This window comes from Phascolarctobacterium sp., from assembly GCF_030531065.1.
Classification (GTDB): Bacteria; Bacillota; Negativicutes; order Acidaminococcales; family Acidaminococcaceae; genus Phascolarctobacterium_A.
Genome location: NZ_JAUNOQ010000001.1, coordinates 55,063 through 67,492, shown reverse-complemented (window position 1 = coordinate 67,492; position 12,430 = coordinate 55,063). Strand labels below are relative to the sequence as shown.

The 12,430-nt window shown below is 50.8% G+C and carries 15 protein-coding genes and 3 tRNA genes; 3 read left to right on the top strand and 15 right to left on the bottom strand.

Features of this window, described 5'->3' with window-relative positions; genetic code table 11:
• Positions 1-12: 12 nt before the first annotated feature.
• On the bottom strand, positions 13-657 hold the full coding sequence (locus Q4E64_RS00345; RefSeq protein ID WP_303165671.1) for an amino acid ABC transporter permease: 645 nt from the start codon (positions 655-657) through the stop codon (positions 13-15).
• 133 nt (positions 658-790) lie between these two features.
• Positions 791-1,567, bottom strand: coding sequence for an amino acid ABC transporter substrate-binding protein (locus Q4E64_RS00340; RefSeq protein ID WP_303165670.1), 777 nt, complete (start codon positions 1,565-1,567; stop codon positions 791-793).
• 177 nt (positions 1,568-1,744) lie between these two features.
• Here Q4E64_RS00340 and Q4E64_RS00335 point away from each other — a divergent pair, with 177 nt between their 5' ends.
• Positions 1,745-2,092: a cupin domain-containing protein gene (locus Q4E64_RS00335; RefSeq protein WP_303165669.1), complete on the top strand. Its 348-nt coding sequence runs from the start codon at positions 1,745-1,747 to the stop codon at positions 2,090-2,092.
• Between the two features lie 70 nt (positions 2,093-2,162).
• On the opposite strand, the gene Q4E64_RS00330 is transcribed toward Q4E64_RS00335, so the two are convergent.
• The 4 genes from Q4E64_RS00330 to Q4E64_RS00315 form a co-directional block, all read right to left on the bottom strand.
• Positions 2,163-2,747, bottom strand: coding sequence for a hypothetical protein (locus tag Q4E64_RS00330; RefSeq protein WP_303165668.1), 585 nt, complete (start codon positions 2,745-2,747; stop codon positions 2,163-2,165).
• Between the two features lie 18 nt (positions 2,748-2,765).
• Positions 2,766-4,079, bottom strand: coding sequence for an ATP-binding protein (locus Q4E64_RS00325; RefSeq protein WP_303165667.1), 1,314 nt, complete (start codon positions 4,077-4,079; stop codon positions 2,766-2,768).
• Between the two features lies 1 nt (position 4,080).
• Complete coding sequence (gene ade, locus Q4E64_RS00320; protein WP_303165666.1) at positions 4,081-5,805, bottom strand: adenine deaminase; 1,725 nt, start codon at positions 5,803-5,805, stop codon at positions 4,081-4,083.
• A gap of 64 nt (positions 5,806-5,869) precedes the next feature.
• A complete protein-coding gene (locus Q4E64_RS00315) occupies positions 5,870-6,736 on the bottom strand; it encodes a methionyl aminopeptidase (protein WP_303165665.1) in 867 nt (288 codons plus the stop codon).
• Between the two features lie 168 nt (positions 6,737-6,904).
• Here Q4E64_RS00315 and Q4E64_RS00310 point away from each other — a divergent pair, with 168 nt between their 5' ends.
• Positions 6,905-7,555 carry a DedA family protein gene (locus Q4E64_RS00310; RefSeq protein WP_303165664.1) on the top strand — a complete coding sequence of 217 codons (651 nt, stop codon included), beginning with the start codon at positions 6,905-6,907 and terminating at the stop codon, positions 7,553-7,555.
• Positions 7,556-7,623: 68 nt separating this feature from the next.
• Positions 7,624-8,658, top strand: coding sequence for a low specificity L-threonine aldolase (locus tag Q4E64_RS00305; RefSeq protein WP_303165663.1), 1,035 nt, complete (start codon positions 7,624-7,626; stop codon positions 8,656-8,658).
• Between the two features lie 151 nt (positions 8,659-8,809).
• Here the strand turns inward: Q4E64_RS00305 and Q4E64_RS00300 are convergent, their stop codons facing one another.
• From Q4E64_RS00300 to Q4E64_RS00260, 9 genes are all read right to left on the bottom strand, one after another.
• Positions 8,810-9,157 (bottom strand): DUF2442 domain-containing protein, encoded by a 348-nt coding sequence (locus Q4E64_RS00300; RefSeq protein WP_303165661.1) that lies wholly within the window; start codon positions 9,155-9,157, stop codon positions 8,810-8,812.
• Between the two features lie 10 nt (positions 9,158-9,167).
• Positions 9,168-9,428, bottom strand: a complete 261-nt coding sequence (locus Q4E64_RS00295) for a DUF4160 domain-containing protein (protein WP_303165659.1) — start codon at positions 9,426-9,428, stop codon at positions 9,168-9,170.
• A gap of 117 nt (positions 9,429-9,545) precedes the next feature.
• Positions 9,546-9,621, bottom strand: a tRNA-Lys gene (locus Q4E64_RS00290).
• Positions 9,622-9,624: 3 nt separating this feature from the next.
• Positions 9,625-9,700: transfer RNA gene (locus tag Q4E64_RS00285), tRNA-Gln, on the bottom strand.
• Positions 9,701-9,745: 45 nt separating this feature from the next.
• Positions 9,746-9,821 (bottom strand) — tRNA-His (locus tag Q4E64_RS00280).
• Positions 9,822-10,006: 185 nt separating this feature from the next.
• Positions 10,007-10,381: a RidA family protein gene (locus Q4E64_RS00275; RefSeq protein ID WP_303165657.1), complete on the bottom strand. Its 375-nt coding sequence runs from the start codon at positions 10,379-10,381 to the stop codon at positions 10,007-10,009.
• Between the two features lie 22 nt (positions 10,382-10,403).
• Positions 10,404-11,297 (bottom strand): L-serine ammonia-lyase, iron-sulfur-dependent, subunit alpha, encoded by an 894-nt coding sequence (gene sdaAA, locus Q4E64_RS00270; RefSeq protein ID WP_303165655.1) that lies wholly within the window; start codon positions 11,295-11,297, stop codon positions 10,404-10,406.
• A 10-nt stretch (positions 11,298-11,307) separates the two neighbouring features.
• Complete coding sequence (gene sdaAB / locus Q4E64_RS00265) at positions 11,308-11,973, bottom strand: L-serine ammonia-lyase, iron-sulfur-dependent subunit beta (protein ID WP_303165653.1); 666 nt, start codon at positions 11,971-11,973, stop codon at positions 11,308-11,310.
• A gap of 13 nt (positions 11,974-11,986) precedes the next feature.
• Complete coding sequence (locus Q4E64_RS00260; protein ID WP_303165651.1) at positions 11,987-12,427, bottom strand: HutP family protein; 441 nt, start codon at positions 12,425-12,427, stop codon at positions 11,987-11,989.
• Positions 12,428-12,430: the final 3 nt, after the last annotated feature.

The following is a 12,430-nucleotide window of genomic DNA, read 5'->3' as shown; positions in this document are numbered from 1 at the left end:
CTATGGCTCCTCCTATTGGTCGTATCTGGAGAAGTGCTTTTCCAGACGCTCAAACAGCACGGTCAGCACCAGCGTAGCCGCCAGATAGAAAACTGCCGCTACGATAAAAGGAGTAATGCTGAAATCGCGCTGCACCAGATTACGCGCTGTGCGCATTAAATCGTTCATCGCCAAAACATAAACCAGGGACGTATCCTTAACCAGCGTAATAGTTTCGTTGCTGATAGGCGGCAGAATGATACGGATTACCTGGGGCAGGATAATGCGGCGCATGGTCTGCACATAATTCATGCCCAGGGTATGCGCGGCCTCGTATTGCCCCTGGGGAATAGCCTGAATACCGGCGCGGAAAATTTCGCAGAAGTACGCTGCATAATTCAAAACAAAAGCCACGATGGCCGATTCAAAATCGGGCAGGCGCACGCCTACGGACGGCAGCACAAAGTAAACGAAAAAGATTTGCAGCATCAGCGGCGAACCGCGCAGCACCCACACATAAAAACCAATCAGCTTCTGCAAGGGCTTAATGCCGGACACACGGCCCAGGCTAAGCAAAATTCCCAAAGGAATGCTTAACACAATGGTAATCAGAAAAACCTGAAAGGAAACTACACAGCCCTCCATCATCTGGGGGATGATTCTCAAAACGTAATCCATAATTTTCTCCATCAAATAAAATTTCAACCGCAGTAATGTCAGTCATGCTTTATTGTAGCACTTTACTAAAGTATTTACAAGGGAAGGACAAAGAAAGGGCCGAACTGCTTCGGCCCTCGCAAATTTTACTGCATTAATATTTGGTAATATCGGCGCCCATCCATTTTTCGGAAATCTTTTTGCAGGTGCCGTCTTTCTTCATTTCATCCATAGCCTTGTCGATGCGCTGCAGAAATTCCTTATCGTCCTTGCGGAAAGCGATAGCTACAACCTCGTCGCCCATGTTTTCATCCAAAATTCTGTATTGTCCCGGTTTCAGTTTGTCGTAATAACCGCGGGCCAGAACGGCGTCGACAATAGCGGCGTCCACGCGCTTATTATCCAGCTCCATGTAAATAGCGGCAAAGTCCGGGTATTTGCGGTAATCCTTCAAGGAGTCTTTTAATTCCTTGTTTTCGGGCAGCTCCAGCAGATAAGAACCGGTGCTGTCGTCCTGCACGGCAACTACCTTACCCTTGAGGTCGGCAATTTTTTGGATGGAAGAATCTTTAGGTACTACTACCAGCTGGGCGTTAACCATATAAGGCTTGGACAGGCCGTAAACTTTTTCGCGCTCCGGATTAACAGTAAAGCAATTCCAGATAGCGTCGATGCGTTTGGATTTCAGCTCGGCTTCCTTAGCGCCCCAATCAATAGGCTTGAATTCAACCTCCATCCCGGCGCGTTTGCAGGCCTCGCGAGCCAAATCAATATCCATGCCGACGATTTCATTCTTTTCGTTACGATAGCCCATGGGCGCAAAATTATCGTCCAGGCCGATAACCATTTTTTTCGGGCCGTCGCTGCCGCAGCCGGCAACCATCATTAACATCATCATCAGGCCCATAACTAAAGCTAATAATTTTTTCATTTCACCTTTACACCTCTCGCAAAATTTTCGCTTGCTAGGCAAGCACTTCTTAGTGAGTACAAACATATTATACTTTAGTATATTAAATTTGTAAAGCACTAACGTGAAAAATTTTTGGTTTTTTCCCCCGCTTGCAGTATAATAGAATATAATAAAGCTTTACGGGAGGCAAAGCGTATGTTGATTAAAAATAGTAAAACAGATATCTGCGCCAACCGCTTCGGCGGCGACGGCGACATTATTATCGAACATTATCTGGACGAGAGCCTGCTAAACGATAGCGTAGTAATGTACGCTAAGTTAACGCTCAAGCCCGGCTGCAATTTGGGCTACCACCAGCACACTGGCAACAACGAAACCATCGTCGTACTCCGGGGCACGGCCGAATATAACGACAACGGCACGCCGATGCTTTTGCATCCCGGCGACACCGTACACTGCCCCAGCGGCGAAAGCCATTCCATCGGCAACGCCAAGGACGCCGCCGAAGATTTGCTTTTGCAGGCTTTGATAATTAAATGCTGAATAAAAAACGAACTGCCGCGCAGACCTTTGAGCCTGAGGCGGCAGTTCATTTTTTCATTTTCACTTATGCTTATCTAACGGCGGCGACGAAGGCCAGCGTGAAATAATAAATTACGCCCGTACAAATTGCAAAGCAAACGGCCAAATACTTAACCAAAGTACGCCAAGGCAGCGTCAGCGCCGCATACTGCCGACAATAACGCACAAAGCAGCCCAGCGACAACAAATTAAAGCCCACTGCCAGCACCAGCATAGTCCAAACGCTGTTAGCTAAGGGCAGATAGGCAAAGCTAAGATTAACCACAGCCAAAAAGGGCATGCCAATCATCGTTTCTTTATGATTGCCGCCTGCCAGCGCAAAGCAAACGGTCAGCACCACGCTGCCGGCAATTACGGGCAGCACGGCAGCCGTCGCCAGCGTTTTGCCCGCCTGCGCATACTGCGCCAGCCGTCCTCGCCAGTAAAAGCGGCCGAACCATTTGTACAGCAGGCTGAGCAGCAGCACGTCCAAAACAAAGCTGACGGCAGTATCCATACCGCCAAGGCCCAAAAGCCCGACTACGAACAGCACCAGCAGAAAGCCCAGGGCGCCAATCAAAAAGAATAATTGGTTATACAGCCAGTACCAAAAAATCATGTTAGTAAAATTTGTCATGCTTGCCTCCCGCTGAAATTATTCGGCAGGCTCTCTTACGCCCAGCAAATAATTGATAAACTGCTGCGCCGTGCGTCCGGAAACGCCGCCGTGATTCAGCTCCCATTTTTTAGCCTCGGCGCACAGCGTCGTTTCGTCAAGCGTAATGCCCTGCCGCCGCGCCAGCTGGCAAACAATATTGAAATATTCCTTTTGGTCCGGCTGTCCGTAATAAATCGTACAGCCGAAGCGATTAACCAGGGACAGCTTTTCCTGCATGGTATCCGATTTATAGATACCGTCCTCCTCCGTCAAATCATTACGGTCCTTCCAGGTTTCGTTAATCAAATGACGGCGGTTGCTGGTAGCGTAAATCAAAATATTATCGGGACGCACCTCCAGCCCGCCTTCGATAATAGCCTTGAGATATTTATACTCGATTTCAAAATCCTCAAAGGAAAGATCGTCCATATAAATAATAAAACGGTAATTACGGTTTTTGATACCGGCAATCACGGCGGACAAATCGCGGAACTGATGTTTATAAATTTCTATCAGCCGCAGCCCCTGGTCGTAATATTTATTGATGACGGCCTTAATACTGCTGGACTTGCCCGTACCGCTGTCGCCGAACAGCAGCACGTTATTGGCCGGACGGCCAGCGACGAAGGCTTCTGTATTTTCAATCAGGCGCTGCTTCTGCCGCTCATAGCCGATAAGATCGTCGAAGGTAATGCTTTCCGTATTGGATATTGGAACAAGCTCTACGCCCGCCTCCTCATGCGCCAGACGAAAGGCTTTGTTCAAGCCCAGCTTGCCCACACCGTAGGCTTTATAAAAATCCGTTACCAGCTTAAAAATTTCCTCGGCGTCGGCGGCCTGCTCGATGGCGGCGCTTAAAGCCTGCACCTTTTCGCTGATATTTTTATTATAGCGGCGTTCCTTTTTCACCACTGCCCGGTAATTACTGATTATGGAAAAGCAGCTGATATGCAGCTTTTGCTCCAGCTCGCTGAAATCATAATCGAAAAGCTGCTTGAACACGGCAAAATCATTTTTCGCAAACCGGTTGACGCTGCCGTCGCAGGCGCCTTCCTTTTCACAGGTAATGGCGAAAGGATTCTCGCAGCTCACCAATAAATAAGTAAGATAATTATGCCATAAATTTTTATCGAAGCCGTAAACCGTCGCCACGTCCAGCAGCTTATGCACCTGGTCGTAGATGCGGGCCACCAGCTGCTCCCGCTGATAGACGCCGCTGCTGAATTCCTCGCAGACAGCCGCCAGGGGCTGCAATAAATTGTCCGGCGGCAGATTACGGTAAACTATAAGTTGCGCTACAAGCTTATGCATATTACGCTCCCATTCCTTCTACAAATTGAAATTTATCCACGTCAAAAAGTCCCATATCGGTAATGCGCAGGCGGGGAATTACCGGCAGCGCCATAAAGCTCAAGGAAACAAAGGGGTCGATGTTCTTCGGCACGCCCTGGGCATGAGCCAGCGCTGCGATATTTTCCAAGCTTTTTATTAAGTTCTCCGTATCCGCGCTGCTCATCAGGCCGCAGATATTGAGAGGCACCGTACCTGCGACTTTGCCGTTCTGCACAAGCGTATAGCCGCCCTGCACCCGCACCAGCTCCTGTGCCGCTATTGCCATAGCGTCAGGGTCGGTGCCGGCAACGATTAAATTATGGGAATCGTGGGCCACCGTCGTAGCGGCAGCGCCGTCGCTCAGGCCGTAGCCCTGCAACAGCCCCAAACCTAAATGTCCGGTACCGTGATGCCGTTCCAGCACAGCTATCAAGTGCAACTTCCCTGCCGCCAAGGCCGAAGCAATTTCGCAGCCTTGAATGCTACCCCGTTCGGTGCAGATATTATCCGGCAGCATTTTGATCACGGGATATTCCTTATCAGGCAAAAATTTACTTAAAGAAAAATCGGCGGCGCTGAAGGGGGCTGGCCGCACGCTGCCGCGCAAGACCGCTGGCGGCGTTACCGGCTTAATTTCCGCGCATACCGCCCAAGCGTCCCTGCCCTGATGGAAAACCCGCAGCGGTTCAAAATCCTGCAAATTCTTAAAAACTACGATATCCGCCTGCCAGCCGGGAGCAATAGCGCCCAAACGTCGCAAACCATAAATCTGCGCAGCGTTAATGCTGGCGATAGCCAAAGCCTTGGCGGGCGGCAATCCCAAGGCCACCGCCTGACGCACACAATGGCGAATCGTGCCCTCGCGGCGAATATCCGCCAAATGCTTATCATCGGTACAGAAAGCAAAATTACGGGTAGCAATGCCCTCGCTGACAGCGCCCTGCAAAATGGCCCGCAAATTTTTCGAAGCACTGCCCTCTCGCACTAAAACGGCCAGACCGGCGCGCAGCTTTTCTTTTGCTTCCTCCCAGCTTACGACCTCGTGGTCCGTAGAGATGCCGCTGGCAGCGTAGGCCTGCAGCTCCCGCCCCGTCAGCAAAGGCGCGTGCCCGTCGACGATGCGCCCCGCTTTCAGGAATAGCCGCAGCTTCGCCAAAACCTCCGCGTCGTTGTGCAGTACGCCCGGCACATTCATCATCTCGCCCAGGCCTAAAACTCCCGGCTCCTCCAGCAGCTCGGCAATAGCCGCAGCTTCCATAACGCAGCCAGCATGCTCCCAAGGCGTGGCAGGCACGCAGCTTGGCAGCTCCACATAATAATTGAGCGGCATCTGCCTGCCAGCGCGCAGCATATAGCGAATGCCCTCGGCCCCGGCCACGTTGGCAATTTCGTGCGGGTCGGTAATCAGCGTCGTCACGCCCCAGCGCAGCTCTTCGGCGCAATAGCTTTCCGGAGCCGCCATACTGCTTTCCACATGGCAGTGAGCGTTAATCAAACCGGGAGCGACATAAGCGCCAGCCAAGTCGATTATCTCCGCCGCCTCGCAGGGCGTGCCGGCCGGCAGCACAGCGGCAATACGGCCGTCGGCCAGCGCCACGTCGGCCTCATAAATAGTTTCTGTCAGCACGTCGACCACCCTGCCGTTTTGCAGCAGCAAATCAGCCGGCTTCCTGCCCAACGCCACGCTGCGGATATGGGTAAGCATAAATTCCCTCTACTTTCTTAAAATAAAATTGCAGTATAAAAAGCCAAGCCGCTTTCAGCCTGCATCAGTAAGTCAAAATCTCCGGCCCGTTTTCGGTGATTAAAATGGTATGCTCCCACTGAGCGGAAAGACTGCCGTCGTTGGTATAAACGGTCCAATCGTTAGCCGCGTCCACAAAAATATCCTTGCGCCCCATATTGATCATGGGCTCGATGGTAAAAATCATACCGGGAGCCAGCACCATACCGGTGTTGCGCTTGCCAACATGGCAGACGAAGGGGTCCTCGTGAAAATCTATACCCACGCCGTGACCGCCAAATTCGGTAACGACGCTGTAGCCGTGCTTGCGCGCCAGCTGGGAAACCGCCGCGCCGATATCGCCCAGATGAGCCCAGGGCTGCGCCGCTTCAATGCCCTTGAGCAGGCATTGCTTGGTGATAGCCACCAAATCGGCAGCCGGTTTTTTAACCTTGCCAATCATAAACATACGGGAAGCGTCGGCGTAATAACCCTTATAAATAGTAGAAACGTCCACGTTGACAATATCGCCGCTGCGCAGCACGTCCTTTTCGCTGGGAATGCCGTGGCACACCTGATCGTTCACAGAGGTGCAGACGGATTTAGGAAAGCCGCAAAAGCCCAAAGGCGCAGGCACCGCGTCGTGAGCGATAGTAAAATCGTAAACGATGGTATTGATTTCTTCCGTAGTCATACCGACCTTAATGTATTTTGCCACCTCGTCCAACACCGCCGTATTGATAGCGCAGGCCTCGCGGATACCGGCAATCTGTTCCGGCGTTTTAATCATATCCCGCGAAGGCACTTCCTGTCCCTGAGATTGCAGCAACGCCAGCTTAGCGTCGTTCATCTGATGGCAATGAGCGTAAGCCTTACCGCTTCCGCACCAGCATAATACTTCTTTTTCTTCCATATCAAATATGCTCCTTGTCTTTATCACTTATTAAAGTTTTACTGATTATATTTTTTATTTTATCACATTTTTAAGGAAAAAATCACAATTCCCTGCGAAAATATTATGACAAGGAGAAATTTTTCTGCTAAAATATTTTTATATCGATAGTGAAAAGGAGAGCAAAGAATGGAAGCCTACGCAATGTATTTTATCGACCTGGTGCTGCACCTTGACAAGCATCTGCCGGAGATTATGGCGGCCTATGGTCATTTGATTTACGCAATTTTATTTTTAGTTGTATTTTGTGAAACGGGTCTGGTCGTCACCCCTTTCCTGCCCGGCGATTCCCTGCTTTTCGCCTGCGGCGCGTTGGCCGCTACTGCGCCGGAAGGTATGGATATAAAAATCATCACCATTATCTTTTTAATATCTTCAATCTTAGGCGACGCCTGCAATTATATGATCGGCGAAAAGCTGGGGCTGCACTTAATCAACGCCAAGCACAGCCTGATAAAAAAGGAGCATATCGACAAAGCCAGCGCCTTTTACGAAAAGCACGGGCATAAGGCTATATTCTTAGCCCGCTTCGTGCCCATCGTGCGCACCTTCGCGCCCTTTGTGGCAGGCATAGGCAAAATGCACTATCTGACCTTCGCCCATTATAATGTAATCGGCGCCGTAACCTGGGTTTTCCTTTTTGTCGGCGGCGGCTATTTCTTCGGCAACATCCCCGTTATCAAGCAAAATTTTACGCTCGTAACCTTGGGCATCGTTATCTTTTCCGTGCTGCCGGTTTTATATGAATTGGTTGGCAAAAAGCTGTTGCACAAAAATTAAAGAGAAATTTAATTTTGCTGCCGGCTGGATTACTAATATATAATTTGATTTTACGAGGGGGTTTATTTATGTACAGATTCAACAGCGACTACACCGAAGGCTGCCATCCCGCCGTTTTGGAACGGCTGATCGCAACCAATATGGAGCAGACGGACGGCTATGGCCTCGACCCGTACTGCGACGAGGCAAGAGAAAAAATCAAAAAGGCCTTTAGCTGCCCTGACGCAGACGTCCACTTTTTAGTCGGCGGCACCCAGACTAACCTTACGGTTATCTGCGCCGCGCTGCGTCCTCACCAAGCCGTTTTCGGCGCCGTTCCCAGCCATATCAATACCCACGAGGCCGGAGCTATCGAGCATGTGGGGCACCGTGTTCTGCCCCTGCCCAGCGACGACGGCAAGCTGACCGCAGCCCAAATTAAGGCCGAATGGATTAAATACGATACCGACCCGTCCCGCGAGCATTGGGCGCAGCCGAAAATGGTTTACATTTCTCAGCCCACAGAAATCGGCAGTATGTACAGCAAGCAAGAGCTGCAGGAGTTGTACGCCGTATGCAGAGAAGCAGGGTTATACCTGTTCGTGGACGGCGCGCGCCTGGGCTACGCGCTGGGCGCTCCGAGCAACGATATGACCGCAGCCGATCTGGCGGCTAACTGCGACGTATTCTATATCGGCGGCACAAAATGCGGCCTGCTCTTCGGCGAAGCGGTAGTCATCACCAACGACGCGCTCAAGCCGGACTTTCGCACCATCGCCAAGCAATGCGGCGCGATAATGGCCAAGGGCCGTCTTTTAGGCGTGCAGTACGGCACTATTTTCACCGACGATCTGTATACTAAAATCTGCGCCAAGGGCACGCTGCAGGCGCTGAAAATTCGCGAAGCGCTGCTGGCCCGCGGCTTTAAATTCGTTACCGATTCGCCCACCAACCAGCAATTCGTAATTATGACGCCCGCGCAATTCGCTAAGCTCAGCGAAGAATTTGCCCTGAGCCATATCGCCTATCTGCCCGACGGCAATTACAGCGTGCGCATCTGCACCAGCTGGGCCACGAAGGACGAAGAGGTGGACAGGCTCATAGAAATGATTAACGAGTTGTAAGGGAAAATGCAAAGAACTACATAATTCAGCCAGCAATTAACCGAAAAAGCATCTATGATAACAATGCGCCTTATACCGAAGCAATTCAGTGTAAGGCGCATACTTATTTGATTTTTGCTATAAATTTATTTAAAGTCTTGTAGAAGTAGATTTACGCAGGTACGCTATCTATATAACAGCTATCAGGACACAAATCTATTTTATTATTCCAAACTTTACTGCTGTCAACAGCAGGATCGATATCCCAAGACACACAAGCAGAATCATCCAAATAAACTCTTTTGAAGACATTAATATTTCTTAGCTTTTCAAAAATAGTATCGGGCTGCAGCAACGGATACATATTATACAGACGTTTTTCTCCATTATCAAATGTAAGCGTTAAAGTAAAATTGTCATTAGCCTGTACAGCTTTAATTTTTTTTCGACCGCCAGCAAAATATTCTGCCGCCTTTTGGCTAAAACCTTTAGAAAGATAATATTTTACATCCTTTGCCATTATTCTCACCTCATCTCAAAGGTTCAATACTAAACAACTCTTGCATTTTCGTAGCTAATTCCCAGTTTTCCAATAACTCTTCTTGATGAAAAGCAGCCCACCCCAAAAGCATTTTTAATTGTTTATTAGGTAAACCCCCATCTAATACTTCTATAGAATTAATATCTACTATAACTTCATCGCTGCCATATTTAGCATGAAAATGCGGCGGCAAATGATCATTCCAATTTATATATACCTTTATTCCTCTGAACATTGAAATTGTCGGCATTGTATTTTCCTCCGTCGTTTATTACCTTTTCTTTTTATATTATATCCTAAAACGGTAACGAAAGCAAAATATAGTAATTAAAAACGCCGTAGCTTTCGCTACGGCGTCAAATGTCGCTGGTGATCCACCCGGGACTCGAACCCGGGACACCCTGATTAAAAGTCAGGTGCTCTACCAACTGAGCTAGTGAATCACATGGCTGGGGCGGCTGGACTCGAACCAACGCATGCGGGAGTCAAAGTCCCGTGCCTTACCGACTTGGCTACGCCCCAATTGTAAAATATGGTTAACCTTGGAATGCAAAGCATTCTGAAAGGTGGGGTGACTGGTGGGAGTCGAACCCACGCGTAACGGAGCCACAATCCGCCGTGTTAACCACTTCACCACAGCCACCAAATTGTTTCCAAACTTAATAGCTTGGCGACGAATAGTATTATACTATATAGCGCCCTTTTCGTCAACACCTTTTGCAAAAAACATGTAAAATTTTTACATAAATTGCTGCCTTTAAAACAAAAGTGTCAGTACGAAAATTGTTCGCCAGCCTGACGGCCAGCCGAAAAAATTCAGAGCGCGGCTTATTTGTAAGCGACAGCCTCAATCTCTACCCGTGCGCCTTTAGGCAAAGCCGCAACCTGCACAAAGGAACGCGCCGGAGGGTTAGCCTTAAAATATTTAGCGTACACGCCGTTGATAGCTTCAAAATCCTTGATATCCGTAGCAAAAATTGTAGTCTTAACTACGTTTTGCAGATGGTAGCCCGCTTCCTCCAGCACGGCTTCAATATTATGCATAATCTGTTCGGTTTCCGCTTCGATGCTGCTTTGCACAAACTCGCCGGTCAAACGGTTAATAGCGATCTGGCCCGACATGTACAAGGTGCCGCCTACTAAAATAGCTTGGGAATAAGGGCCTAAGGCTTTAGGCGCTTTGCTGCTTGCGATAACTTGCATACTAAAAATCTCCTTTGCTTTTTTATTTATCAGCCCGGGAAAAATATTGCTTAGCCCAGGCCAGAGCTGTCGGCGTGACGGCCATACCGCCGCCGGCAGTTTCCTTCAAAGCGCAGGGAAGCTGGTCCCCCACGCTTTTCATAGCGTCAATAGCTTCGTCGGCCGAAATAAAGCTGCCGATGCCGGCCAGCGCCAGCTGCGCCGCCAGCAACGCCTGCAAAGCGCAGGAACCGTTACGTTTAATGCAGGGCACCTCTACCAGCCCGGCCACCGGGTCGCAGACCAAGCCCAAAATATTTTTAAAGACGATAGCTACGGCAGTGCCAACCTGCTGAGCCGTTCCTCCCAGCATGGATACGGCAGCCCCCGCAGCCATAGCGGCCGCGCTGCCGCATTCCGCCTGACAGCCGCCCATAGCTCCTGCCAGCGAAGCGCGCTCGGCGATTACCAGGCCGATGCTACCTGCCACCACCAGCCCGCGGGCCAGCGTATCTTCGTTTAACTGGCAATGCTTTTTCAAAGAAAAAAATACTCCCGGCAGTACGCCGCTGGCTCCCGCCGTCGGCGCGGCCACAATCCGGCCCATGGCCGCGTTGCATTCGCCCACCGCCGTAGCATAAATAACTGCGTCCAGCGCTTTATCTCCCAAAAGACGGACCAGCTGCTGCCCGGCAGCCGCCTGAGCTAATTTTTTCGCGTCGCCGCCCGTCAGGCCGCTGTGAGAGCGAACGCCGGTCAAGCCGTGCTCCACAGATTTTTCCATAACCGCGAGCATGGCTTTCATTTGCTCCAGCAAATCCTCCTGACTGCATTCCAGCTCGCGCATATTATAATCCAGTAAAAATTCGTCCAAAGGCTGCTGCCAGCCGACGGCTTCATCAATCCAGCCGTTTAGCGAAAGCATTTCTTTTTTCATCGCAAGCTCCTTACAAAACACTGCCGATAAAGCGCACCGATTCTATCTGCTGCAAAGCGGCGATAAGATTGATAATTTCCTGCGGCACAGCCTGGTCGCATTCAATAACCATGGAAGCCATCCCGCCCTTATTGCTGCGGAAGACGCGCATCGTAGCGATATTCACTCCGGCATTAGCCAACGTGCTCGTCACCAGCGCGATCACACCGCGCGCGTCCACATGCACGGTTAAAATGGCCGGCAGCCTGCCCGTCAGCTCCACGGGGAAGCCGTCGATTTCCGTTACCTTGACCTGCCCTCCGCCAACGGAGGAGCCGATAATTTCACAGTAGCTGCCGCTGGCAGAGGTCAGCTTAAACAGCACCGTATTAGGATGAGCTTTGTTGCCCAAGTCTATTTTATGATAGGAATAAACAAGCCCTGCGTCAGCAGCATATTCTGCGGCCCTGGGGATGCGCTCGTCGTCCGGCAGCCAGCCCATCAGCCCCGCCAGCAGCGCCATGTCCGTGCCGTGACCCTGATAGGTTTCGGCAAAGGAGCCGTGCAGGTTAATTTCCGCCTTTACCGGCCGCGCTCCTAAAATGCTGGAGGCCAACAGCCCCAAGCGCACCGCCCCGGCCGTATGGGAGCTGGACGGCCCAATCATCACCGGACCGATAACGTCAATAATATTCATGGTCAATCACCCTTTATTCATCGCTGGCCAGGGAACGGTGAGCCAACCCCACGCACATTTCATTAAGGTTGAGTACGCCCACGCCCATGTACAGCGCCACGCATAAATGCTCGCCGCAGCGGGCCAGACCGATCTTGCCGCCCACGTTAAAGCCCACGGCCTTATTCTTCACCTGCTCCAGCGCCTCGTGAGCCGCCCCCGCCACCGCGCCTGCGCCAACGTGAGTTTCCGTTACCAAGCCCTGCCTCTGGGCCGCAACTACGGCGCGCTCGATGATTTTAACGATGGAGGGAATAAACTCGCCGCCAAAATCCACAGCCGTCGCGCGGATGCCCACAGCCGCCAGCCTTTCCTTAACGCGCAGTTCCTCCTGCCGGTTTTCCGTCAGGGCGATGCGCAGAGCGGCGCGGCCTATTTCGATACTGTTTAAAGAGTTTTTGCCATTTTCATGCATTTT